This is a genomic window from Mesorhizobium sp. USDA 4775, assembly GCF_054062655.1.
The window spans coordinates 4,107,424-4,129,254 of sequence record NZ_JBSSFM010000001.1 but is presented as its reverse complement, the minus strand read 5'-3'; the positions used below and the strand labels follow the sequence as shown (position 1 = coordinate 4,129,254).

The following is a 21,831-nucleotide window of genomic DNA, read 5'->3' as shown; positions in this document are numbered from 1 at the left end:
AAAATCAGAGACTGCTAGTCGGATCGTCGGCTGACGCCGCGTAGCATCCGAAATCAAACGCCGGCAGTACACTCCGGCAAAATATGGATTTGAGATCCAGAAAAGCCCCGTCCGTTTGCCTAAGGCACGGCGGGGCTGTTCGTTTGAGGAAATGGCTGAACTGGCCCAGCGGAGGGGCTGCTCACCTTGGGGGCTTAAACCCGCCCGTGGCCATATCGACCGTGATGGTGCCGGAAATCCTGACATCGGTATCGCCGATCTTGAACGTGCCGTTGCCGTTGCTGGGGAACGCATCGTCGGGTTCCGGCTGGGGAGCCGGCTTGGCGATGCGATAATCACCGTTCACGCCGGGCAGGGCGCCTTTCTGTGCCTGGGAGGTATTGTCCGCGGCAAAAGCCCCGCCGGACGTCGCGGCGGTGATCGCAATGGCTGTCATGAGTCTGTTCAGGCGGTAGCGCATGGCATGACTATAGTGCGGCGCTCATTGCGAAACCAGACCAGCGGCGGCGAAATGGATGCGACGCCGTCAGCCTTCAATGTGATGATCAGGCTTCAAGTCTTCAAATTTCTATATTAGTCTGACACAGGGCGTGCTGGCTGGCCTGGTTGCCAGTTGCTAAAATCCATGTAGCAGCGAATGGATATACCTTCGATTCGCACGTCGCCGCCACGCGCCAGACATCCATACCCTCCGGGAACATTAACTAGCAAGAAAAATGCCATGCATATTCCTGCTATAGCTAATATAGCGCGTAATGCTCGTTTGTTTGGATCGTTAGGCTTTGGCATTTATGCCCCTGTTGATAATTCAACGGATTCAATAGCGCCGAATTCATTGATAGGTGATAAAAACTATTTTCTGCATTTAGTGCATCTGCATTTAATTGATGACCAAAATCAGCCTCATGCCGCCTTTTTGCGGGTGTCGAAGACATGGTCGACAATGCCCCATGCCTGGGCCTCGCGAGCGGTCATGAAATGGTCGCGGTCGAGCGTGCGTTCGACCTCCTCATAGCTGCGGCCGCAATGCTGCGCGTAGAGTTCGGCCATGCGCTGTTTGGTCTTGCCGATCCGCTCGGCATGGCGCTGGATGTCGGAAGCTTGGCCCTGGAAGCCACCCAACGGCTGATGCAGCAGAACGGTGGCGTTCGGCAGCGCGATGCGGCGCCCCGGCGTGCCCGCCATCAGCAGGAACGAGCCCATCGAGGCGGCGAACCCCATGCACACGGTCGATACCGGGCAACTGACGTACTGCATCGTGTCGTAGATGGCGAAACCGCTGGTCACCACGCCGCCCGGCGAGTTGATGTAGAGCGATATCTCCTTGTCGGGATTATCTGACTCCAATGACAAAAGCTGCGCGCAAACCAGCGCCGAGACATCGTCGTTGATCTCGCCATTGATGAAGATGATGCGCTCGCGCAGCAGCCGCGAGAAAATGTCGAAGGCGCGTTCACCGCGGCTCGATTGCTCGATCACCATCGGCACCAGACTGGCAAGACCACTCATTTTTCGTCTCCGATTTCCGTGTTCAGGCTGCGAGCAGCAGGGTGTTCGGTATGTTCGCGGCGACAGGCTTTGCGCGCCCTTGCAATCCAAGCGAGAGCCGGCAGCCGGCGCCGGCCATGGCGACGGCAGGCATCGCTTTCCCCGCAAAACCGTCATGGACGATGCGCAGATGCGTACCGCCGGAAACGGTGCGGGCGAGCGTGAAGGTGACGACACTGTCGAACGGATCCCCAGCGTCGCCCGGCTGCTCACGCCAGGAATAGCGCAGCAAGCGCTCCGGCTCGGCGTCGAGGATTTCGCATTCGATGGCAGTGTCCTGCCCGGCGAAGGCAAAACGACTGCCGGTCTCAGGCTTGATATCGTTCGGCATCATCCAGGCGGCGAGCAGTTCAGGCACGGTCAGCGCCCGCCATACTTTTTCCGGCGGTTCGGCAAGGTCGTATTCGAACTCGAGCACATCCGGGGTCGCTTCGCTCTGGTTTCCTGCGTTCATTGATCCCACGCTCGTCATTGATCCATGTCCTTCAAAACCGTCTTCAGCCTTTCGATGCGCTCCGGCCAGAAGGTTCGGTAGCGCTCGATCCAGGAGAGCAAGGGGGCAAGCCCCTGCGGATCGGCACGATAATAGGCGTTGCGGCCGGCCCGCCGCTCGATCACCAGGCCGGCGCCACGCAGCACCGCCAGATGCTGCGACACTGCCGGCTGCGAAACCGTCAGGCCGCTGCGCAATTCCGACACGCTCATCTCAGCTGCGGCGAGGCGCTCGAAGACGGCGCGGCGCGTCGGGTCGGCCAAAGCGCGGAAAATTTCTGCTTCGATCATGACAAAAGCATAAGTCGATACTTATTGATTTGGCAAGCGCTGTTTTGAATCCCATATGATGGGCTCGGGCATTGTTGCCATTCCTTGACAATCAGCAGCAGTGCATATAGGAACGAAAAGGGAACAAAAACCTTGTGGGAAAAGCCAGCCTTAGCAGGCGGCTGACGTTCGTAGCCTGTAAGGTGCTGCGACAAAAATTTGTTTCTCGGATGAGCGCGGAGAAAAATCATGGCGGGTAGCGTCAATAAGGTCATTCTGGTCGGCAATCTCGGCGCGGACCCTGAAATCCGCCGCCTGAACTCGGGCGAGCCGGTCGTCAACATCCGTATCGCCACGTCGGAAAGCTGGCGCGACAAGAATTCCGGCGAGCGCAAGGAAAAGACCGAGTGGCACAATGTCGTCATCTTCAATGAGGGCATCGCCAAGGTGGCCGAGCAGTATCTGAAGAAGGGCATGAAGGTCTATGTCGAGGGCCAGCTGCAGACGCGCAAATGGCAGGACCAGACCGGCGCTGACAAGTACACGACGGAAGTCGTGCTGCAGAGATTCCGCGGCGAACTGCAGATGCTCGACGGGCGCCAGGGTGAGGGCGGCCAGGTCGGTGGTTATTCCGGCGGCAGCAGCCGCGGTTCCGATTTCGGCCAGTCCGGCCCGAACGAAAGCTTCAACCGTGGCGGCAGCGCACCTAGGGGCGGCGGTGGCGGCGGTTCGTCGCGCGAGCTGGACGACGAGATCCCCTTCTGATCGAAAGCAACCAAACGGCCGACGTTGTGTGATCGATACGCCCCGAGGGTCCCGCATGGACTTTCGGGGTTTTGCATTGTTGATTTGGGATCAAAGGACTGAAAGGACAGGGCGGTGAAGGCACGGATAAAGTGGGTCGAAGAGCGCACCTTCATCGGCGAGTCCGGCAGCGGCCACAAGGTGGTGCTGGGAACGGCACCTGGCCCTGAAGGCAAGACGCCGGGTCCGAGCCCGATGGAGCTGGTGCTGATCGGCACCGGCGGCTGCTCGGCCTATGATGTCGTTCATATACTGGAAAAGGGTCGCGAGGCGGTCGAGGACTGCATCGTCGAACTCGACGCCGATCGGGCCGAGACCGACCCAAAGGTGTTCACCCGCATCCACATGCATTTCATCGTCAGAGGCCGCGCGTTGTCGTCCGACAAGGTTCAGCGCGCGATCAATCTTTCGATCGAAAAATACTGCTCGGCCTCCGCCATGATGGCCAAGACGGCCACGATCACGCATGATTTTGAAGTGATTGATACGGCGGCGAAGTAGGGCAGGCGGCACTTACCTGGAATCACCTGCCTGACTCATGAGGCTGTCGAAGCTGCACGAGTTCCCTGGTGGAACACCAGTCGCCAATTCCCGTCACAATGTTTCCAGATAGAACTGCGTAACGACGCGACTGCGCTTTCTGCTCTGGGTCGCAGGCGATAGGTGAGAAGCACGACCTCCGGAGCCAGTTGAACCGCTCCGATATCGGTCATCTCCAAATGATCGTCGGGCGCTGGCTGTTCCTTCGAATCCGTCAGCGCCGCCAGGATCGATCGTTTGTCATATTCGAAACCGGATTTGCCGAACTCGATCATGCGGTCGTCGAGAACGGCGTCAAGAAAACCCGGATCAGAGCGGGTTGGCGCCTTCAGCAATGCCAACTCCAGTTCGACAATCCTGGGATCGACAGCCATTCTCAACCTCACCCCGCCATCAGAGCCTTGATGCCGTCGGCCACGAACTGCACCGCCAGTGCGGCCAGGATGACGCCGAGCAGGCGGGTCAGGATCGAGCGGCCGGTCTGGCCGAGGATGCGGTCGATGCGTTCCGACAGCACGAACACCAGATAGGTGATGGCGAGGCAGACGAAGATGATGCCGACAAGTGCTGCCTGCGCGGCAAAGCCCTGAAACGAGCCGGAGAGCAGCACCGTCGCGGAAATCGCCCCGGGGCCGGCGATCAGCGGGATCGCCAGCGGGAAGGCGGCGATGTTGTGGATCATGTCCTTGGTGATGGCGACGTCGCCGATCTTCTCCTTGCGGTCCTGTCGCCGCTCGAAGACCATTTCGAAGGCAATGAAGAACAGCAGGAAACCGCCGGCGACCCGGAATGCCGGCAGCGTGATGCCGAACACCGACAGGATCGAGGCGCCGGCAACCGCGAACAGCGCCATCACCAGGAAGCCGATGACCGAGGCGCGGACCGAAACCTGCTGGCGCTCCTCGCGGTTCATGCCGCGCGTCACGGCGAGGAACAGCGGCGCTAGCCCCGGCGGATCGATGGTCACGAGAATGGTGACGAAGGCATTGAACAGGCTGTCGAAACTCGGCATCGCTGACCCTCCCGCCGGGCCGAGCCCGCTTCGCATTGGTAGAGCAAAGCCCGGTCGGTGGGAACTGTCTTGACTGCGAAACTGCGGAGCTCAACAGGGTTAGCCGGCAGCGCGCTACAATAGGCCTCCAGGCGATAGCCGTCCGGGTCGCCAAGGCAGACAGATTCCTCCGATGCCGGCCAATCGGCGATAACAACGGTGCGGCCGTTAGGCCCTGAAATTAAGTCGGGACGGCAACAGTCGTTGGCGCAACTATCCGCTGCGCCATGGCTCGTTCCTTTGTCTGGAATGGGGCTTCGATGAGGCGGCACGCGATCTCGGCGATGGCGGCGGTGAGGATGAGCCCCCCCGCCAGAATAACGACGGAATGCGCCGAGTTCCGGATGGCTTCCGCACTGCCGGCGTAGCGGGCGCTGCCCTCTTTGACCAGCCTGAAGGCTATGGAGTGGAAAAGGTAGATGGCGTAGGAGCGCTTACCGATCCAAAGCAGCAGACGTTGGTTTTCCGCGTTTCGGAACAGGTAGCCTCGATCATAAGAGGCGATCCAGACCAGAGAGCCAGCCAGCAGAGCTATCAACCCGACATAGAACGAAACGATCAGTCCGCCCGACAAGAAACAAATGGCGGTGATGGCGAGCGCCGCGAAGAGAAGACCGATGTGGCGGTGGCGAAAGATGGTGGGAGCCAGTCGCCAATAGTCGGCATGCTGCGAAAACAGCGCGATCAGGACGCCCCATGAGATGGCATCGGTCCGCGTGATCCAAAGCCATGAGGTGTTGGGTCGGTAAAGCGGAAACTGGATGACGATGAGGAGAGCACAGATCGCTGCAAGCCATTTACGCGAGAAGATGAACACCAGCGGAAGGGTGATATAGAACTGTTCTTCCAAGGACAGCGACCAAAAATGAAGGTTGATGCCGCATGTCTTCCAGCCGGCTGACAGGCATTGGAAAAAGTGCCAGTTCTGGACGTAGATCACAACCGCCACGGCGTCGTAGAAATTGTTCTGCGGGCTGCCGAAAAAGCCGAACCCGTTCCAGGTGGCGGCCAACACTATCGAGAGAGCCAAGGTCATCCAGGAAAGCGGGGCGAGACGAAAGAAACGCCGGATCCAAAACGACTTCAAGGCGATGAGGGGCGTTTCAGACCGGATATGGCGCAGTAGCGTGGCAGTGACCACAAATCCCGATATCGCGAAGAAGATATCCACGCCAGCCCAAAAATTAGCTACCCTGAATACAGGCCACCAATACGCCGATTCCCAAGCCAGTATGAACGGAACGTGCGCAGTGATCACCATGAGGATGGAGATCGCGCGCAGAATTTCAATCTCGGCGTTCTTGGCCATTGGAGAAAAACCCAGCCTTGGGCGACCCTATATCGTCGCCCGTCGCCGATTCAATACGCGCGTCGTCTCAGCAGTTTCTTTTTCACAATTGGGCCGGCCAAGCCAGCTCGCCACTTCTGAAAAGTTCGACATGGAATCTGCCCGCGCGGGCCGGGCGGAAGGGATTTCTCATGCGTACAATCAGGAAATGGCGTCGCGGATGCCGATCGAGATATGATCGAACATGGTTTTCCCTATCGTTACAAGAGGTTGCTGGTTCAGGCTGTTGCAACGCGCCGCGCCAGGAACTCGACCTCCAGCCGCCATGTCGCGCCATTGTCGTGCGAGCGCTCGCCGAGCCAGCGGAAGGAATCTTCGGTGATCCGCGAAAAGCTCCAGCGCACCGAGGAACCGGTGCCGTCGGCGCCGACCTGCACAATCGCGTCGCCCTCGGCCCGGCCGAGCTGGCGGCTGAAATATTGATTGCGCGGATCGCTCCAGAAAATGTGCCAGGCGTCCGCGCCGGGATCATAGATCCGAAGCGTCGTGCCGTAGAACGTCCACTTGCCGAGGGACGGCTGGGAACCGATGTTCCGTGCGGGCAGGATCCAGACGTCCTGGATGGCGCGGCCCTCGAGCACCCAGCCGAAATGCACCTCGCCACGCCCGGTCAGCACGGTGCCATCCTCGAGGTGGCGCGAGGCGTCGAAAGTCCAGGCGCCGACGAAGCGGCCGTAAAGGTCCAGTTTTTCGGCAAGCCCGCCGATCGGACCGGGACTGTGCAGGGCTTCGGCAAAGGGGTCAAACATGACTGTGGTCTCTTTCTGTCAGGAGACCGCGAGGAGTAGGCGCTGACGGGGTTCTGGGCTTGGGAAAAATTGCTATATTTCGGCCATGGCAGCGACGACCCGCACTCTCGCATCCGGACCCGGCTGGCATGTGGCGGATGTGATCTGCACGGCCGGCGCGGGCGACCGGCCGTTCGAGGAGGCCCATCGGGATTTCTGTATCGCGGCGGTCACCAGCGGCACGTTCCGCTACCGCGCGCAGCAGGGAACGGGCATGATGGCGCCCGGCGCGCTGCTGCTCGGCAATTCCGGCACCTGCTATGAATGCGGGCACGAACATGGCAGCGGCGACCGCTGTCTCTCGTTCCATTTCAAGCCTGTCTACATGGAACGGATCATCGCCGGTGTGCCGGGCGCGAGCACGCTTGCCTTCGAAGCGCCGCGCCTGCCGCCCTTGCCCGCCCTGGCGCCTTTGCTGGCCGAGGCGGAGGCCGCGCGCGAAATGGCCGACAAGGGTGCCTTCGAGGAACTTTCCCTGCGCATTGCCGCCGCGGCTGTGGCCACGGTTTCCGGCGCCACATCCACTAGGCGCGGACCTAGCCGCCGCGATCAGAAACGGGTGGCCGACGCCGTGCGGCGGATCGAACTGGATGCCGACGGGCCGGTTTCGCTGTCGACACTGGCGGATGAGACGGCGACCAGTCCCTATCATTTCTTGCGCATTTTCCGGCAGGTCGCCGGCATGACGCCCTACCAGTTCCTGCTGAAGACCCGCCTGCACCGTGCGGCATTGCGGCTGCGCCTGTCCGCCGACGCGATCTCGGCGATCGCCTTCGACGCCGGCTTCAACGACCTGTCGACGTTCAACCGCCGGTTTCGACGGGTCATGGGTCAGACGCCGGGCGATTATCGCGCCAGCCGATCGGGCCGCATCGTCATACGCGCGCCTAAAGCGCGTCGAGACGCGCTTTAGGTTTTGTTTTTATGCATGTCGTTCTCCCAAAACCGAGGTCACTTTTGGGCGACATGCATTAGGCCGAGGCAGGCTCAGTCCGAGGTCGGGCCGCACCAGCCCGGCAGATAGTCCGCGTCCTTGCCCTTGGCCAGGCTGAGTGCCTCTTTCATCGCCTTGTCGAAGTTCTTCGCAACCGCGTTGCGATCGATGCGCCGACGGAGGAAATCCGCCCAGATGAATTCGCTGAACGGCGTCGTGTCCTTGGCAAAGCCGCCCATCCGGCGCAGTTCGCCTGCCATGCTCCGGTAAGGATCATCGATCAGTTCGCCGATTGTCTTGGGAATAGCCGAGTAATCGCGGCGCCGGCCGCTCTCGTCGAACGGGTGCATCCAGCCTCTGTTATCGAGCACGAAAAGAAACGTGTCCTTGTCGAGCGCGGACAGGTCGCTGATCACGGTCACAAGCACGTCCTTGACGCCTTCCTCGAGCAGGGCGCGAGCGAGGTGATGGTGATCGGTGACGTAGTTGCGATTCTTGGGACCCAACACGACCGGCACCATGTGTTTGCCGAGAAAAGCGCCGGTCTTCTTCTTGGCGTCCTGCTCCCGGATCATCTGGCGCTTCAACGCAACTTCCCGCATGCCGACCGTTATCTGCGTCGGCCTCAATTCCTCGACGGGAACCGGCGTGACAATGGGTTCTCGCGGGTCGATCATGACACTCCATCCTGTCCTTGCTGCTGCTGTTTTCCCGGACTAAGTGATTTGATCGCCGCGTCGACGCTGTGGAATATACGTTGCGGGCCCACCATTTCAGCAATGCCGAACCGCGCCAGCGCCGCCTGGGCGCGCAGCGATTCCAGCCGCGCTATGGCAAAGACCGCGCCCGCCTTGCGGCAATGAAGGATGGTGTCGATCAGGGCCTGCGGGGCGGTGTAGTCGATTTCGACGATGTTGCTGGCCTCCAGCACGACCAGTTTCACGGTTTCGTCCCTGGCATCGACAAGGTCGCAAACGCCGCGCTTGAAGCGATCGGCATTGACGAAGGACAGTGGCGCCTGGAAGGCCACGACCAGCACTCCCGGGAGTTGTTCGCCAGCGCTGGGCTTGGCCGGAGGCCACCAGACGGACGTGCCCGGCACCTGTTCGAGCTCGATAGGCTCCGTGCGCGTCGCGCTCCATATGCCATGCAGCAGCGACAGGCCGATGCCCACCGCCACGCCGGTTGCGATCGGCAACACGACGATTGCCGCCATGGTGACCAGGATCAACTCGAATTCGACCGGCGCTTGTCGATAGACGCCGGCGAACACCTTCCAGCGCAATATGTGCTGGGCAACGAACATCAGGACCCCGGCCAAGGCGGCCTGCGGAACATTGGCGAGCAGGGCGCCGCCAAAGGCACCGAGCGCCAGCACGATGGCCGCGGCAGTGAGGCCGGACAGTTGAGAGCGGCCACCCGACTGGGAGACGATGGCTGTACGCGGCGGGCTGGCATTGACGGCAAAGGCGCCGAACAGGCTCGACAAAATGCTGCCGGCGCCGACGCCGACGAAATCGCGGTTGACGTTGGGCGAGGCGTCCTGTTGCGAGGCGAAGGACCGCGAGGTGGCGGCCGTCTGCACCATGACGACAATGGCGATCAGCAGCGCCAGCGGAACGAGCGCTTGCACATCGCCGAGGCTCGTCACCGGCAAATAGGCGCCCGGCAGGCCGTTTGGCAGAGCGCCAAGCACCTCGACGCCGTGATTCCTGAGGCCGAAGACGACGACCGCAATCGTGGCAAGCACCATGCCGATCAGGGCGCCTGGGATGCGGGCGCTGATCCGTTCCGAACAGAACACGATCGCGAACACGCCGAGGCCGAGCCCCAGGCTCCAGGGATTGGTGAGATGGAGATTGCCGGCAATCTCGCCGACACGCCGCAAGGTTTCTCCACTCTCGGCAGGCAGGCCGAGCAGTCCGGGCATCTGTGAGACGATGATATGGACTGCGATGCCGGCCAAAAAACCTGTCGTAACCGGCACCGACAGGAGATCGGCGATCCAGCCGAGGCGAAAGACGCCGCTCAAGGTTACGATCAGCCCGACCATCAACGCCAGCATGGCCGCCAGTGCCAGATAATGCGGCGAGCCGGATGTGGCGAGCAGCGCCAGGCTGCCGGCGAACAGCGGCGTGATGGTCGAATCCGCGCCAACCGAGAGGTGACGATTGGCGCCGAACAGGGCAAACGCCACCGAACCGGCGACAAAAGCGAAAAAACCGATTTCGGGGGCAAAGCCGCCGAGCCGGGCCGTTGCCATCTGCTCGGGAATGGCGATCGCCGCCAATGTCAGGCCGGCGATCAGATCACCATTGAGATCCCGGAGCTGCCAGCCGCTCAGCGCCTGCAAAGGCAGCCACCGGCGCCAACTCATGGCGCTTGCGGCTTTCGCGTGGGAAAGTTGGTCCATTGCCGGCTTTTGCCTTGTGGCGGCGAAAAGCGTTGTGGCCATATCGTCGCAATCAGTGGTATCCTTTTGAAATTACCACCAAAAATGACACTGGAAAAGTGCCGCGGACATTGGAGTTTCGGCCTTGCTTCCTATATAAGCGGTCAGTGATTCCTGATTAGATTGTGATCCGATTTGACCGACCAAAAGACACCGCGCGGCGCCGACGGCGGCCCCACCGGCATCGAGCCGATCTCCATCATCGAGGAGATGCAGAGCTCCTATCTTTCTTACGCCATGAGCGTGATCGTCAGCCGTGCGCTGCCTGACGTGCGCGACGGCCTGAAGCCCGTGCATCGCCGCATTCTCTATGCGGCGCATGAGAGCGGTTACCACTGGAACCGCAAATATGTGAAGTCGGCCCGCCCGGTCGCCGACGTGATGGGTAAATACCATCCGCATGGCGACGCCTCGATCTATGACGCCTTGGTGCGCATGGCGCAGGACTGGTCGCTGCGCGTGCCGCTGATCGACGGGCAGGGCAATTTCGGCTCGATCGACGGCGACCCGCCGGCGGCCATGCGCTACACCGAATCGCGGCTGACCAAGGTCGCGCATGAGCTTCTGGAGGACATCGACAAGGACACGGTCGATTTCCAGGAGACTTATGATGCCTCGGACACCGAACCGAAGGTTCTGCCGGCGCGCTTTCCCAATCTGCTGGTCAACGGCTCCGGCGGCATCGCCGTCGGCATGGCCACCAACATCCCGCCGCACAATCTGGGCGAAGTCTGCAACGGCGCCATCGCCATCATCGACAATCCGGCGATCGACCTGCCGGCGCTGATGGAGATCATTCCTGGCCCCGATTTCCCGACCGGCGGCATCGTGCTTGGCCGCTCCGGCATCTACAGCGCCTATTCTACGGGCCGTGGCTCGATCGTCATGCGCGGCAAGGTCAACATCGAACAGCGCGGCAATGACCGTGAATCGATCATCATCACCGAGGTCCCCTACCAGGTGAACAAGGCCTCGATGATCGAGAAGATGGCGGAACTGGTGCGCGACAAGCGCATCGAAGGCATTTCCGACATCCGCGACGAAAGCGACCGCCAGGGCTATCGCGTCGTTATCGAGCTGAAGCGCGACGCCGTCGCCGACGTCATCCTCAACCAGCTTTACCGCTTCACCCCGCTGCAGACCTCTTTCGGCGCCAATATGGTGGCGCTGAATGGCGGAAAGCCGGAACTGCTGACCCTGACCGACATGCTGAAGGCGTTCGTCTCCTTCCGCGAAGAGGTCATCACAAGGCGGACGAAATTCCTGCTGCGCAAGGCGCGCGACCGCGCCCATGTGTTGGTGGGTCTTGCCATCGCCGTCGCCAATATCGACGAGGTCATCAAGCTGATCCGCACCGCGCCGGATCCGCAGACGGCGCGCGAGCAGTTGATGGAGCGACGCTGGCCCGCGGGTGATGTCGAATCGCTGATCCTTTTGATCGACGATCCGCGCCACCGCATCAATGAGGATGGCACCTACAATCTGTCCGAGGAACAGGCGCGCGCCATCCTCGAACTGCGTCTGCAGCGCCTGACCGCGCTCGGCCGCGACGAGATCGCCGACGAGTTGAACACGATCGGCGCCGAAATCGTTGATTATCTGGACATTTTGTCGTCCCGGGCGCGTGTCCAGCAGATCGTCAAGGACGAGCTTGCCGCCGTGCGCGACGAGTTCGGCACGCCACGCCGCACCGAGCTCACCGACGGCGGCGCGGATATGGAAGACGAGGACCTGATCCAGCGCGAGGACATGGTCGTGACGGTGAGCCATTCCGGCTATATCAAGCGCGTGCCGCTGTCGCTCTACCGGGCGCAGCGCCGCGGCGGCAAGGGCCGCTCCGGCATGTCGACCAAGGAAGAGGATTTTGTCACAAGGCTGTTCGTGGCCAACACGCACACGCCGGTGCTGTTCTTCTCCTCGCGCGGCATCGTCTACAAGGAAAAGGTCTGGCGGCTGCCGATCGGCAACCCGCAGTCACGCGGCAAGGCGCTGATCAACATGCTGCCGCTCGAGCAGGGCGAGCGCATCACCACCATCATGCCGCTGCCCGAGGACGAGACCAGCTGGGGCGAACTCGACGTGATGTTCGCCACCACGCGCGGCACCGTGCGCCGCAACAAGCTGTCCGATTTCGTCCAGGTCAACCGCAATGGCAAGATCGCCATGAAGCTGGAGGAGGAAGGCGACGAAATCCTCGGCGTCGAGACCTGCACCGACAATGACGACGTGCTTTTGACCGCCAGCTCCGGCCAGTGCATCCGCTTCTCGGTCGGCGATGTTCGCGTCTTCCAGAGTCGCAATTCCGTCGGCGTGCGGGGCATCACCATGGCCGAGACCGACCGCATCATCTCTATGTCGGTGATCGAGCATGTCGATGCGCCGCCCGCCGAACGCGCCGCCTATCTCAAGCGAGCCGCGGCTGAACGGCGGGCTGCCGCTGGCATCGCGGCCGGTGAAGAGGAAGAGATCGCGCTGACCAATGAAGAGGTCGGCGAGGAGGCTGAGCTTTCCGACGAGCGCTACGAGTTCCTCAAGGCGCATGAGCAGTACGTGCTGACGGTAACGGAGTATGGCTACGGCAAGCGCTCGTCGTCCTACGATTTCCGCCTGACTGGGCGCGGCGGCAAGGGCATCCGCGCCACCGACGTGTCGAAGACGGCCGAGATCGGCCAGCTGGTGGCGACCTTCCCGGTCGGCAATGACGATCAGATCATGCTGGTGTCGGATGGCGGCACGGTCATCCGGGTGCCGGTCAACGGCATCCGTTTCGCCAGCCGCGCCACAAAGGGCGTGACCATCTTCAATACCGCCGAGGGTGAGAAGGTGGTTTCGGTCGAGCGGATTTCCGAGCCGCAATCGGACGAGGAAAGCGAAGAGACCATTGAGGGCAGTTCGGAGTCTGCTCCCGGGACGGACGCTGGTCCAGACGGCGCTGAGTAAGTCCAGACATAGCAACGCCGGCCCATCGGCCGGCGCGGCAGCAAGTCCAGAACTGACTTAGTAGTGACGATACGGCTTGCGGGGGCCGAAGCCTTCGAAGCGCTTGGTGGTTGCCTTGACGCGGATGCGTTGCGCCTCCTGATGCAGCCCGAATACGGTGGCGATCAGCATGGCGACTGTCATTGCGGTGGCGAGCATGTAGATCAGCATTTGCGTGTTCTCCTGCGCCTTACAACGGATAGATGGGATTTTGGTTTCATCTTATTAAGGTGCAACCTAGTGAACGCTGCGTGAAGGCTTCGTGATCAGCGTGTTCATCTGTCGTTCATGTGCTGGAAAAGGTTCATGGGTTCCGCGCCGATCGGATTTGCCTTTGCGAGAGAGGCTCGCTAGAGCCTGCTCCATCTTGGTGGACTGAAGATGGAACAGGCTCTAGCTTTCATTTGAGCATGATCTTTTCCAAAAACCGGTTTCCACTTTTTGGGATCATGCATTAGAAGCACCTGCCATGACTGAACGCACCGCACTTTACGCAGGCTCCTTCGACCCGCTGACCAACGGCCATCTCGATGTGCTGAAGGCGTCGCTGGCCGTGGCCGACATCGTCTATGCCGCGATCGGCATTCATCCTGGCAAGAAGCCATTGTTTTCCTTCGAGGAGCGGGTGCAACTCATCGAAGCCGCCACGAAGGCCGAATTCGGCCGCGATGGCGCTCGCATCAAGGTCGTTGCCTTCGACGGGCTGGTGATCGAGGCCGCCAGGAAGCAGGGCGCCTCGATCATGATCCGCGGCCTGCGCGACGGCACCGATCTTGACTACGAAATGCAGATGGCCGGCATGAACGAAACCATGGCGCCCGAGCTGCAGACGGTTTTTCTGCCCGCCAGCCCGTCCGTGCGCACCATTACCGCCACACTTGTGCGCCAGATAGCCTCGATGGGCGGCGACATACGCCCCTTCGTGCCGGCGGCTGTTGCTGGCGCGCTCACCGCAAAATTCGCGAAATAAGCCCGGAGAAAATCCTCATGCAGCTCAAAAGGCTCGCCTCGTTCCTCGTCGTGCTTGCCGGTCTTGTGACCGCCTCGGTCTCGGCCTATGCCGCCGATCCCGAAAACACCATGATCATCACGCTGAAGGACGGCGACGTGACCATCGCGTTGCGGCCCGATCTGGCGCCCAAGCATGTCGCGCAGATCAAGAAGCTCGTGCGTGACCATGCCTATGACAATGTCGCTTTCCACCGCGTCATCGACGGCTTCATGGCGCAGACCGGCGACGTCAAGTTCGGCAACATGAAGAAGGGGTTCAACTCCCAGGCCGTCGGCACCGGCGGTTCGGACCTGCCTGACCTGCCGGCCGAATTCTCGCAGACCGAGCATTATAAGCGCGGCGTGGTCGGCATGGCCCGCTCGCAAGATCCGAACTCCGCCAATTCGCAATTCTTCATCATGTTCGCGCCGGCGCCGCCGCTCGACGGCCAGTACACCATCGTCGGCAATGTCGTCAGCGGCATGGAACTGGTGGACCACATCAAGAAGGGTGACGAGGCGGACAATGGTACGGTCTCCGACCCCGACCGGATGATCAAGGTGCGCATCGCCGCCGACAAGTAATTTCTGTTTTCTCAAAAGGATATCTGACATGGCCGAAATCAAGGACCGCGAGAACGCGCTCATCATGGAAACGACCAAGGGCAAGGTCGTCATCGAACTTTTCCCCGATCTGGCCCCCGGCCATGTCTCCCGCATCAAGGAACTGGCCAGGGAAGGCGCCTATGACGGCGTGGTTTTCCACCGCGTCATCGATGGCTTCATGGCGCAGACCGGCGACGTGAAGTTCGGCAATTCCTCGAAGCCCACCTTCGCGCCGTCGCGCGCGGGCATGGGCGGCTCGGACAAGCCGGACCTGAAGGCTGAGTTCTCCAACGCCAACCACGGCCGCGGCACCTGCTCGATGGCCCGTTCACAGAACCCGAACTCGGCCAATTCGCAGTTCTTCATCTGCTTCGACGATGCCGCCTTCCTCAACCGCCAGTACACGGTCTGGGGCCAGGTCATCGAAGGCATGGACAATGTCGACAAGATCAAGCGCGGCGAGCCGGTCGTCGATCCCGACAAGATCGTGTCGCTGAAGGTCGCGGCCGACGTCAAGTAAGGCGAAACGACAATGATGGGCGTCGTCTGGTCGCTTCTCGGCATCCTGTCCGGCGCCTTCATTGCCATTCAGGCACCGATCAATTCGCAGCTGGCGCGCGGCCTGGGTCTCCCGGTCGCGGCGGCTGCATTCTCGTTTCTGTCTGGCGCGATCGTGCTCGGCATCATCGCCGTTACGGTGATGAAGCTACAAAGCATTTCGCTCGACTGGAAGGCGCCGGCGCCCTGGCTGTTCGTTGTCGGCGGCATGCTCGGCGGCTTCTATGTCACTCTCTCCACAATCCTGACGCCGCGCATCGGCGCCGCTGCGCTGATGGCGTTCCTGGTGGCCGGCCAGTTGCTCGCCGGCATGCTCATCGACCGAATCGGCTTCCTCGGTGTCGCGGTGCGTGAAATTTCGCTCGGCCGTGTCGCCGGCGCGGTGCTGCTCTTGGCCGGAGCGCTGCTTATCCGGCTCTACTGATGCGCGTTGATCTCTTCGACTTCGACCTGCCGGAGGAGCGTATCGCGCTTCGCCCCACCGAGCCACGCGACAGCGCCAAGATGCTCGTGGTCAGACCGGGGGAGGCGCTTGATGACCGCACAGTCGGCCACCTGCCATCCCTGCTCAGAGCCGGCGACGTGCTGGTGTTCAACGACACCAAGGTCATTCCGGCGCAGCTCAAAGGCATAAGGCGGCGCGGCGATGCACAGGCGCAAGTCGAGGCCACGCTGCATATGCGCGTGGCGCCGGACCGGTGGCTCGCCTTCATGCGGCCGGGTAAGCGCATTGCCGCCGGCGACCGCATCCATTTCGGCCATGACGGCAATTCCTGCTTCCTCGGTCAACTCGATGCCACGGTGATCGAGAAGGGCGAGGGCGGCGAGGCCTTGCTTGGCTTCGACCTGTCGGGGCCGTTCCTCGACGAGGCGCTGCATACCGTCGGCCACATTCCGCTGCCGCCCTACATCGCCTCGAAGCGTGATGATGACGAGCGCGACCGTGCCGACTACCAGACGATTTATGCAAGGGAGGAAGGAGCGGTTGCCGCGCCCACCGCCGGCCTGCATTTCACGCCGGAGCTTTTTGCGGCTCTTGACGCCAAAGGCGTCGAGCGCCACTTCGTGACCTTGCATGTCGGCGCCGGGACGTTCCTGCCGGTCAAGGCCGACGATACCGCCGACCACAAGATGCATGCCGAGATCGGTTCGGTCAGCCGGGAAACAGCCAATGCGCTGAACGCGGCCAAGGCGAGGGGCGGGCGCATCATCGCCGTCGGCACGACCTCGCTACGCCTGCTGGAGAGTGCGGCGCGCGAGGACGATACGGTGCCTGCGTGGTCGGGTCCGACCGACATCTTCATCACGCCCGGCTATCGCTTTCGCACCGCCGACATGCTGATGACCAATTTCCACTTGCCGCGCTCGACGCTGTTCATGTTGGTTTCGGCCTTCAGCGGCCTCGATACGATGCGCGCCGCCTATGCGCATGCCATCGCGAACCGCTACAGGTTTTACTCCTATGGAGACGCAAGCCTGCTGTATCGAGCGGAGATGAGCGATGGATGATGACCTGCAGACCCTTGATCGCGATGCCCTGATTGCCGAGGTGAAGAAACTGCGCGCCGGCATTCGCGCGCATCGCGACACGTCAGGCCATGATCTCTGCTGGCATCACCCCGATCTGTGGGATCTGCTGCCTGAAAAGACCGAGCCGTCGATCGCCGTTCCGCCCTGGCCCAAATTCATGCGCGGCTGCATCCAATATCGGCAGTCGCTCGACAGACAGGCGCCTGACGCGCCGATCCACGACAAGGAATTCAATGGCTAAGCCGTTCAGCTTCAAGGTCCTTGCCATCGACGGCAAGGCGCGGCGCGGTGTCATCGACATGCCGCGCGGCGAAATCCGCACGCCCGCCTTCATGCCGGTCGGCACCGGCGGCACCGTCAAGACCATGTATATGGACCAGGTGCGTGGCGTCGGCGCCGACATCATCCTGGGCAACACCTATCACCTGATGCTGCGGCCCGGCGCCGAGCGTGTCGCGCGGCTTGGCGGATTGCATGAATTCGCCCGCTGGCCGCATCCGATCCTGACCGACAGCGGCGGTTTCCAGGTGATGTCGCTGTCGAAGCTCAGGAAACTGACCGAAAAGGGTGTCACCTTCCGCTCGCATATCGATGGCGCGCCCTACGAAATGTCGCCGGAGCGCTCGATCGAGATCCAGGGCCTGCTCGATTCCGACATCCAGATGCAACTCGACGAATGCACGGCACTGCCGGCCGAGCTGAAGGAGATCGAGCGCGCCATGGAACTGTCGCTGCGCTGGGCCGAGCGCTGCAAGACGGCATTCGGTGACCAGCCGGGCAAGGCGATGTTCGGCATCGTGCAGGGCGGTGACAATGCAGCACTTCGAGTGCGTTCGGCGCAGGCGCTGAGCGCGATGGGCTTGAAGGGCTATGCGGTTGGCGGCCTGGCGGTCGGCGAGCCGCAAGCGGTGATGCTCGAAATGCTCGACATCACCTGTCCCGAACTGCCCGCGGACAAGCCACGCTATCTCATGGGTGTCGGCACGCCTGACGATATCCTGAAATCGGTGGCGCGCGGCATCGATATGTTCGACTGCGTGATGCCGACGCGAGCCGGCCGGCACGGCCTGGCCTACACCAGGCGCGGCAAGGTCAATCTGCGCAACGCTCGCCATGCCGACGACCCGCGCCCGCTGGACGAGGAAAGCGATTGTCCCGCGGCGCGCGATTATTCGCGCGCCTATCTGCACCATCTGGTGCGCTCGCAGGAGGCGCTGGGCGCTATGCTGCTCACCTGGAACAACCTGTCCTACTATCAGAAGCTGATGCAGGACATTCGCGCCGCGATCGAGACCGGCAGCTTCGAGGCGCGTGGAGCCGAGATATCAGAGGGCTGGGCGAGAGGCGATATACCGGTCCTGTAGAACCTCAGGTGCTTAGCGAGTTGGATGCGCGCAGGCTGCAGCCGGTGATCTGGAACGTGCCGTCGGGCTGCTGCTGCAGCGTATAGACCGCCTCGTAATCCTTGCCGTCGGGTCCGACGATCAGCACCTGCTGGATAATCGAGCCCGGACCTGTCTGCTCGACCTTGCCGAAGGCATAGGACTGTGGCTTGCGCACCGGCGGGTAGCCATTGGTCACCATGTTCATGAAGGCATCGACGGTCGGGAACACCTGCTTCACGTTCGGGGCGGCAAAGCTGTAGGCCTTGGCGCCGTCATCGGCCAGCAGCGCCTTCAACTGACCGTCGATGACGGCCTGGCCTGCCTTGATTTCGGCATCGCCGGCAAAGGCCGAGGATATGAAGAGGAATGGAATGACTGCGAATGCGAAAAAAGCGCGGCGCATGGCCTGTCTCCGTTGTCCCTCGGAATGATCCCTCAAAAATGATGTCCGAACACGCACGATAACATACGCTTGGTGGTGCATCCCGGTTTCACCGATTGCGAATATTCGCGACCGGAATGTCATGCCTGTTGCGGAGCTGCGCGAGGCCGTGGCCAGGGGCCGCGCCGGCTAAGTGCGGATTCCAGTGCTTGAAAGGCCGCCTCCAGTCTGCCAGAAGGGCCGCTTGGACTTGGACGTTTAGCGGGACGAAGCCATGAAGGCGTTTTTCGTGCAGATCAAATGCGAGTTGGGCAAATCCTATGAGGTTGCCAGCGCGCTTGCCGATGCCGAGATCGCTTCGGAAATCTATTCCACCGCCGGCAATTACGACCTGCTCGCCAAATTCTATGTCGATGACGAGGAAGACGTCGGCCATTTCGTCAACGAGAAGGTGCAGATTCTCCCCGGCATCAAGGACACGTTTACGGTCGTCACCTTCCGCGCCTTCTAGCCGGAAATGCATTTGCCCGGGCACGAGGCAAAGCCTGATCAAGGTCGTATTTCGACTGCCTCAATTTTAGGCAGCTGCAACATACTGATCGTCCGCATCTCCCAAATCACCGATTGCGCTTGATTTTATTCGGCGACGCCAGTGAAATGGCGTCACAGGGGAGTATGCGATTGGCAGCGTTCGATGAAATGCTTCCGGAAGTTTCCGGATTGAGAAGACCGTATTCGGCTTATGATCGCTGGCTGAAGGAGCAGGATCCAGCCAGACTTACCGAGAAGATGCAGGACGCCGAACGCGTCTTCCGCAAGACCGGCATCACCTTCGCCGTCTATGGCGAGCAGGAGGCCTCCGAGCGGCTGATCCCCTTCGACATCGTTCCACGCATCATTTCAGGCAACGAGTGGCGGCGCCTGACGCAAGGCATCGAGCAGCGCGTGCAGGCGCTGAACGCCTTCCTCGACGACATTTACCATCGCCAGGAGATCCTGCGTGCCGGCCGCGTTCCCCGGGACCTCATCGCCAAGAACGAGGCGTTCTTGCCGGAGATGATCGGGGTGCGGCCGCCAGCCGGCGTCTACACCCACATCATCGGCGTCGATATCGTGCGCATCAGCGAGGACGAGTTCTACGTGCTGGAGGACAATGCGCGCACCCCGTCCGGTGTCTCCTACATGCTGGAGAACCGCGAGACGATGATGCAGCTGTTCCCCGAGCTGTTCCAGAAGATCAAGGTACGGCCGGTGGAGAACTACCCGCAACTGCTGCGCCAGTCGCTGGCGGCGGTTCGGCCGCAAAGCACCAAGGGCGCGCCGACCATTGCCGTGCTGACGCCGGGCAGTTTCAATTCCGCCTATTTCGAGCATGCCTTCCTTGCCGACCAGATGGGCGTGCAACTGGTCGAGGGCCAGGATCTCCGGGTCGTCGACGGCCATGTCGCGATGCGCACGACCGAGGGCTACAAGCAGATCGACGTGCTCTACCGCCGCGTCGACGATTCCTTCCTGGACCCGCTGACCTTCCGGCCGGATTCGGCCCTCGGCATACCCGGCATCATGGATGTCTATCGCGCCGGCAACATCACCATCGCCAATGCGCCGGGAACCGGTATCGCCGACGACAAGGCGATCTATTCCTACATGCCCGAGATCGTCGAATTCTACACCGGCCGCAAGGCGATCCTCGGCAACATCCCGACCTGGCGCTGTTCGGAGCCGGACAGCCTGAAATATGTGCTCGAGCACATCCACGAACTGGTGATCAAGGAAGTGCACGGCTCCGGCGGCTACGGCATGCTGGTCGGACCGGCGGCGACCAAGAAAGAGTGCGAGGCCTTCGCCAAGAAACTGGCGGCGAAGCCTTCGAACTATATCGCCCAACCGACACTGGCGCTGTCGACTTGCCCGATCTTGACCGACAAGGGACTGGCGCCGCGCCACGTTGACCTCAGGCCCTACGTGCTGGTTTCCGACCGCATCCAGATCGTGCCCGGCGGCCTGACGCGCGTGGCTTTGAAGGAAGGCTCTCTGGTCGTGAACTCGTCGCAGGGCGGCGGAACGAAAGATACCTGGGTGTTGGATGATTGAAGTGAGTGAGTAGGGAATAGTCAGTAGTGAGTAGTCAGCTGTCGAGGGAAGCGCATGCCATATTTCATTGAAATTCAACTATTTACTACGGACTACTCACTATTCCCTACTCACTAACCCGAAGGGCCTCCCCATGCTTCTCGGCCGCACCGCCAACGGGCTCTACTGGATGAACCGCTATATCGAGCGGGCCGAAAACATGGCGCGGCTGGTCGATGCCGGCCTGCGCATGGCGCTGACCCGCACGCAAAGCGCGTCGGAGGAATGGAATTCCGTGCTGCTCAGCGCCGGCTCCGACGTCGCCTTCAAGCAGAAGTATTCGGACTATACGGCCGCCGATGTCGCTGATTTCCTTTTGCGCGACACCTCGAATCCGTCGAGCACCATGTCGTCGATCGAAACGGCCCGCAACAATGCCCGCATGGTGCGCACGGCACTGACGCGCGAGACTTGGGAAAGCATCAACGAAGCCTGGATGTCACTAAAGCGGATGCTGGCGAGGCCAATCGACGAGCGCGACCTGCCAAGCGTGCTCGATGCCATCAAGCGCGAGACGGCGCTGATCCGCGGCTCGTTCTACGGCACCATGCTGCGCAACGAGATTTTCGACTTCTCGCAGCTCGGCACCTATGTCGAGCGCGCCGACAACACGGCGCGCATCCTCGACGTGAAGTACTACGTGCTGTTGCCGTCGATCTCCTGGGTCGGCTCGACACTCGACAATTATCAATGGGAATCGATCCTGCGCTCGGTGTCGGCGCATCGTTCCTACCGCTGGGTCTATGATGCGGACTACAAGCCGACCAACATCGCCGACTACCTGATCCTCAACGTGCGCATGCCGCGTTCGCTGACCTTCTGCTACCGCTTCTTGTCCGAGCACCTGAAGTTCCTCGGCGACGATTACGGCGAACGTCATGCCTGCCACGCGACGGCGGAGAAAACGCAAGCCATGCTGAGGGCCGGGTCGATCAAGGATATATTCGACGCAGGCCTGCATGAGTTCCTTGCCGGGTTCATTCGCGACAACACCCGGCTCGGCGACGAGATCGCGCAGGATTACCGGTTTTATTGAGGAAG

At 61.4% G+C, this 21,831-nt stretch carries 26 protein-coding genes; 14 read left to right on the top strand and 12 right to left on the bottom strand.

What is annotated here, in order from left to right; genetic code table 11:
• Positions 1 to 181: 181 nt before the first annotated feature.
• The 4 genes from ACVILI_RS20275 to ACVILI_RS20260 form a co-directional block, all read right to left on the bottom strand.
• The gene (locus tag ACVILI_RS20275) at positions 182 to 436 is read right to left on the bottom strand and encodes a hypothetical protein (protein ID WP_223217726.1); all 255 of its coding nucleotides are present in this window, start codon (positions 434 to 436) and stop codon (positions 182 to 184) included.
• 467 nt (positions 437 to 903) lie between these two features.
• Positions 904 to 1,509 (bottom strand): ATP-dependent Clp protease proteolytic subunit, encoded by a 606-nt coding sequence (locus ACVILI_RS20270; RefSeq protein ID WP_019858300.1) that lies wholly within the window; start codon positions 1,507 to 1,509, stop codon positions 904 to 906.
• A 22-nt stretch (positions 1,510 to 1,531) separates the two neighbouring features.
• Positions 1,532 to 2,002 (bottom strand): SRPBCC family protein, encoded by a 471-nt coding sequence (locus ACVILI_RS20265; protein ID WP_038646950.1) that lies wholly within the window; start codon positions 2,000 to 2,002, stop codon positions 1,532 to 1,534.
• A 14-nt stretch (positions 2,003 to 2,016) separates the two neighbouring features.
• On the bottom strand, positions 2,017 to 2,331 hold the full coding sequence (locus tag ACVILI_RS20260; protein ID WP_019858297.1) for an ArsR/SmtB family transcription factor: 315 nt from the start codon (positions 2,329 to 2,331) through the stop codon (positions 2,017 to 2,019).
• Positions 2,332 to 2,559: 228 nt separating this feature from the next.
• On the opposite strand from ACVILI_RS20260, the gene ACVILI_RS20255 reads away from it, so the two are divergent.
• Together ACVILI_RS20255 and ACVILI_RS20250 are read left to right on the top strand one after the other, a co-directional pair.
• Entirely contained in the window at positions 2,560 to 3,075 is a 516-nt protein-coding gene (locus ACVILI_RS20255) for a single-stranded DNA-binding protein (RefSeq protein WP_019858296.1), read from the top strand.
• Positions 3,076 to 3,189: 114 nt separating this feature from the next.
• Positions 3,190 to 3,615 (top strand): OsmC family protein, encoded by a 426-nt coding sequence (locus tag ACVILI_RS20250; protein ID WP_019858295.1) that lies wholly within the window; start codon positions 3,190 to 3,192, stop codon positions 3,613 to 3,615.
• A 35-nt stretch (positions 3,616 to 3,650) separates the two neighbouring features.
• Here the strand turns inward: ACVILI_RS20250 and ACVILI_RS20245 are convergent, their stop codons facing one another.
• From ACVILI_RS20245 to ACVILI_RS20230, 4 genes are all read right to left on the bottom strand, one after another.
• Positions 3,651 to 4,028 (bottom strand): nuclear transport factor 2 family protein, encoded by a 378-nt coding sequence (locus ACVILI_RS20245; protein ID WP_038646948.1) that lies wholly within the window; start codon positions 4,026 to 4,028, stop codon positions 3,651 to 3,653.
• 8 nt (positions 4,029 to 4,036) lie between these two features.
• Entirely contained in the window at positions 4,037 to 4,666 is a 630-nt protein-coding gene (locus tag ACVILI_RS20240) for a MarC family protein (protein ID WP_010909625.1), read from the bottom strand.
• Positions 4,667 to 4,886: 220 nt separating this feature from the next.
• Positions 4,887 to 6,014 (bottom strand): acyltransferase family protein, encoded by a 1,128-nt coding sequence (locus ACVILI_RS20235; protein ID WP_038646945.1) that lies wholly within the window; start codon positions 6,012 to 6,014, stop codon positions 4,887 to 4,889.
• A gap of 257 nt (positions 6,015 to 6,271) precedes the next feature.
• Positions 6,272 to 6,802: a hypothetical protein gene (locus tag ACVILI_RS20230; protein ID WP_038646944.1), complete on the bottom strand. Its 531-nt coding sequence runs from the start codon at positions 6,800 to 6,802 to the stop codon at positions 6,272 to 6,274.
• A gap of 85 nt (positions 6,803 to 6,887) precedes the next feature.
• Between ACVILI_RS20230 and ACVILI_RS20225 the strand changes: the two genes are divergently transcribed.
• Positions 6,888 to 7,754 carry a helix-turn-helix transcriptional regulator gene (locus ACVILI_RS20225; protein WP_019858287.1) on the top strand — a complete coding sequence of 289 codons (867 nt, stop codon included), beginning with the start codon at positions 6,888 to 6,890 and terminating at the stop codon, positions 7,752 to 7,754.
• Between the two features lie 74 nt (positions 7,755 to 7,828).
• Here the strand turns inward: ACVILI_RS20225 and ACVILI_RS20220 are convergent, their stop codons facing one another.
• Both ACVILI_RS20220 and ACVILI_RS20215 read right to left on the bottom strand, forming a co-directional pair.
• Positions 7,829 to 8,452, bottom strand: coding sequence for a ParB-like protein (locus ACVILI_RS20220; protein ID WP_010909621.1), 624 nt, complete (start codon positions 8,450 to 8,452; stop codon positions 7,829 to 7,831).
• Positions 8,449 to 10,152, bottom strand: a complete 1,704-nt coding sequence (locus tag ACVILI_RS20215; RefSeq protein ID WP_457102576.1) for a SulP family inorganic anion transporter — start codon at positions 10,150 to 10,152, stop codon at positions 8,449 to 8,451. Before ACVILI_RS20215 ends, ACVILI_RS20220 begins: the two co-directional genes overlap by 4 nt.
• Before the next feature lie 210 nt (positions 10,153 to 10,362).
• On the opposite strand from ACVILI_RS20215, the gene gyrA reads away from it, so the two are divergent.
• Positions 10,363 to 13,167, top strand: coding sequence for a DNA gyrase subunit A (gene gyrA, locus ACVILI_RS20210; RefSeq protein WP_019858285.1), 2,805 nt, complete (start codon positions 10,363 to 10,365; stop codon positions 13,165 to 13,167).
• 57 nt (positions 13,168 to 13,224) lie between these two features.
• On the opposite strand, the gene ACVILI_RS20205 is transcribed toward gyrA, so the two are convergent.
• The gene (locus ACVILI_RS20205) at positions 13,225 to 13,377 is read right to left on the bottom strand and encodes a hypothetical protein (protein WP_019858284.1); all 153 of its coding nucleotides are present in this window, start codon (positions 13,375 to 13,377) and stop codon (positions 13,225 to 13,227) included.
• A gap of 298 nt (positions 13,378 to 13,675) precedes the next feature.
• Between ACVILI_RS20205 and coaD the strand changes: the two genes are divergently transcribed.
• From coaD to tgt, 7 genes are all read left to right on the top strand, one after another.
• The gene (gene coaD, locus ACVILI_RS20200) at positions 13,676 to 14,176 is read left to right on the top strand and encodes a pantetheine-phosphate adenylyltransferase (protein WP_019858283.1); all 501 of its coding nucleotides are present in this window, start codon (positions 13,676 to 13,678) and stop codon (positions 14,174 to 14,176) included.
• Between the two features lie 110 nt (positions 14,177 to 14,286).
• The gene (locus ACVILI_RS20195; protein WP_010909616.1) at positions 14,287 to 14,781 is read left to right on the top strand and encodes a peptidylprolyl isomerase; all 495 of its coding nucleotides are present in this window, start codon (positions 14,287 to 14,289) and stop codon (positions 14,779 to 14,781) included.
• A gap of 28 nt (positions 14,782 to 14,809) precedes the next feature.
• Positions 14,810 to 15,322 carry a peptidylprolyl isomerase gene (locus ACVILI_RS20190; RefSeq protein ID WP_019858281.1) on the top strand — a complete coding sequence of 171 codons (513 nt, stop codon included), beginning with the start codon at positions 14,810 to 14,812 and terminating at the stop codon, positions 15,320 to 15,322.
• A gap of 12 nt (positions 15,323 to 15,334) precedes the next feature.
• Positions 15,335 to 15,784, top strand: a complete 450-nt coding sequence (locus ACVILI_RS20185; RefSeq protein ID WP_019858280.1) for a DMT family transporter — start codon at positions 15,335 to 15,337, stop codon at positions 15,782 to 15,784.
• A complete protein-coding gene (queA, locus tag ACVILI_RS20180) occupies positions 15,784 to 16,869 on the top strand; it encodes a tRNA preQ1(34) S-adenosylmethionine ribosyltransferase-isomerase QueA (RefSeq protein ID WP_038646941.1) in 1,086 nt (361 codons plus the stop codon). Before ACVILI_RS20185 ends, queA begins: the two co-directional genes overlap by 1 nt.
• Complete coding sequence (locus ACVILI_RS20175) at positions 16,862 to 17,131, top strand: hypothetical protein (protein WP_010909612.1); 270 nt, start codon at positions 16,862 to 16,864, stop codon at positions 17,129 to 17,131. Before queA ends, ACVILI_RS20175 begins: the two co-directional genes overlap by 8 nt.
• Positions 17,124 to 18,254, top strand: a complete 1,131-nt coding sequence (gene tgt / locus ACVILI_RS20170; RefSeq protein ID WP_240565009.1) for a tRNA guanosine(34) transglycosylase Tgt — start codon at positions 17,124 to 17,126, stop codon at positions 18,252 to 18,254. The genes ACVILI_RS20175 and tgt overlap by 8 nt, the downstream gene beginning before the upstream one ends.
• A 4-nt stretch (positions 18,255 to 18,258) precedes the next feature.
• Here the strand turns inward: tgt and ACVILI_RS20165 are convergent, their stop codons facing one another.
• Positions 18,259 to 18,678 carry a DUF4864 domain-containing protein gene (locus tag ACVILI_RS20165; protein WP_027046864.1) on the bottom strand — a complete coding sequence of 140 codons (420 nt, stop codon included), beginning with the start codon at positions 18,676 to 18,678 and terminating at the stop codon, positions 18,259 to 18,261.
• Between the two features lie 253 nt (positions 18,679 to 18,931).
• Between ACVILI_RS20165 and ACVILI_RS20160 the strand changes: the two genes are divergently transcribed.
• The 3 genes from ACVILI_RS20160 (at position 18,932) to ACVILI_RS20150 (ending at position 21,826) form a co-directional block, all read left to right on the top strand.
• Positions 18,932 to 19,168, top strand: coding sequence for an Lrp/AsnC family transcriptional regulator (locus tag ACVILI_RS20160; protein ID WP_010909609.1), 237 nt, complete (start codon positions 18,932 to 18,934; stop codon positions 19,166 to 19,168).
• A gap of 170 nt (positions 19,169 to 19,338) precedes the next feature.
• On the top strand, positions 19,339 to 20,751 hold the full coding sequence (locus tag ACVILI_RS20155; protein ID WP_032933458.1) for a circularly permuted type 2 ATP-grasp protein: 1,413 nt from the start codon (positions 19,339 to 19,341) through the stop codon (positions 20,749 to 20,751).
• A gap of 133 nt (positions 20,752 to 20,884) precedes the next feature.
• Positions 20,885 to 21,826: an alpha-E domain-containing protein gene (locus ACVILI_RS20150; protein WP_038646939.1), complete on the top strand. Its 942-nt coding sequence runs from the start codon at positions 20,885 to 20,887 to the stop codon at positions 21,824 to 21,826.
• Positions 21,827 to 21,831 lie beyond the last annotated feature (5 nt).

What these genes read in the sequence shown, in the direction of transcription:
- ACVILI_RS20275 (WP_223217726.1), bottom strand. Translation starts at nt 436, where the DNA reads ATGACAGCCATTGCGATCACCGCCGCGACGTCCGGCGGGGCTTTTGCC.
- ACVILI_RS20270 (WP_019858300.1), bottom strand. Translation starts at nt 1,509, where the DNA reads ATGAGTGGTCTTGCCAGTCTGGTGCCGATGGTGATCGAGCAATCGAGC.
- ACVILI_RS20265 (WP_038646950.1), bottom strand. Translation starts at nt 2,002, where the DNA reads ATGAACGCAGGAAACCAGAGCGAAGCGACCCCGGATGTGCTCGAGTTC.
- ACVILI_RS20260 (WP_019858297.1), bottom strand. Translation starts at nt 2,331, where the DNA reads ATGATCGAAGCAGAAATTTTCCGCGCTTTGGCCGACCCGACGCGCCGC.
- ACVILI_RS20255 (WP_019858296.1), top strand. Translation starts at nt 2,560, where the DNA reads ATGGCGGGTAGCGTCAATAAGGTCATTCTGGTCGGCAATCTCGGCGCG.
- ACVILI_RS20245 (WP_038646948.1), bottom strand. Translation starts at nt 4,028, where the DNA reads ATGGCTGTCGATCCCAGGATTGTCGAACTGGAGTTGGCATTGCTGAAG.
- ACVILI_RS20240 (WP_010909625.1), bottom strand. Translation starts at nt 4,666, where the DNA reads ATGCCGAGTTTCGACAGCCTGTTCAATGCCTTCGTCACCATTCTCGTG.
- ACVILI_RS20235 (WP_038646945.1), bottom strand. Translation starts at nt 6,014, where the DNA reads ATGGCCAAGAACGCCGAGATTGAAATTCTGCGCGCGATCTCCATCCTC.
- ACVILI_RS20230 (WP_038646944.1), bottom strand. Translation starts at nt 6,802, where the DNA reads ATGTTTGACCCCTTTGCCGAAGCCCTGCACAGTCCCGGTCCGATCGGC.
- ACVILI_RS20225 (WP_019858287.1), top strand. Translation starts at nt 6,888, where the DNA reads ATGGCAGCGACGACCCGCACTCTCGCATCCGGACCCGGCTGGCATGTG.
- ACVILI_RS20220 (WP_010909621.1), bottom strand. Translation starts at nt 8,452, where the DNA reads ATGATCGACCCGCGAGAACCCATTGTCACGCCGGTTCCCGTCGAGGAA.
- ACVILI_RS20215 (WP_457102576.1), bottom strand. Translation starts at nt 10,152, where the DNA reads ATGAGTTGGCGCCGGTGGCTGCCTTTGCAGGCGCTGAGCGGCTGGCAG.
- ACVILI_RS20205 (WP_019858284.1), bottom strand. Translation starts at nt 13,377, where the DNA reads ATGCTGATCTACATGCTCGCCACCGCAATGACAGTCGCCATGCTGATC.
- coaD (WP_019858283.1), top strand. Translation starts at nt 13,676, where the DNA reads ATGACTGAACGCACCGCACTTTACGCAGGCTCCTTCGACCCGCTGACC.
- ACVILI_RS20195 (WP_010909616.1), top strand. Translation starts at nt 14,287, where the DNA reads ATGATCATCACGCTGAAGGACGGCGACGTGACCATCGCGTTGCGGCCC.
- ACVILI_RS20190 (WP_019858281.1), top strand. Translation starts at nt 14,810, where the DNA reads ATGGCCGAAATCAAGGACCGCGAGAACGCGCTCATCATGGAAACGACC.
- ACVILI_RS20185 (WP_019858280.1), top strand. Translation starts at nt 15,335, where the DNA reads ATGATGGGCGTCGTCTGGTCGCTTCTCGGCATCCTGTCCGGCGCCTTC.
- queA (WP_038646941.1), top strand. Translation starts at nt 15,784, where the DNA reads ATGCGCGTTGATCTCTTCGACTTCGACCTGCCGGAGGAGCGTATCGCG.
- ACVILI_RS20175 (WP_010909612.1), top strand. Translation starts at nt 16,862, where the DNA reads ATGGATGATGACCTGCAGACCCTTGATCGCGATGCCCTGATTGCCGAG.
- tgt (WP_240565009.1), top strand. Translation starts at nt 17,124, where the DNA reads ATGGCTAAGCCGTTCAGCTTCAAGGTCCTTGCCATCGACGGCAAGGCG.
- ACVILI_RS20165 (WP_027046864.1), bottom strand. Translation starts at nt 18,678, where the DNA reads ATGCGCCGCGCTTTTTTCGCATTCGCAGTCATTCCATTCCTCTTCATA.
- ACVILI_RS20160 (WP_010909609.1), top strand. Translation starts at nt 18,932, where the DNA reads ATGAAGGCGTTTTTCGTGCAGATCAAATGCGAGTTGGGCAAATCCTAT.
- ACVILI_RS20150 (WP_038646939.1), top strand. Translation starts at nt 20,885, where the DNA reads ATGCTTCTCGGCCGCACCGCCAACGGGCTCTACTGGATGAACCGCTAT.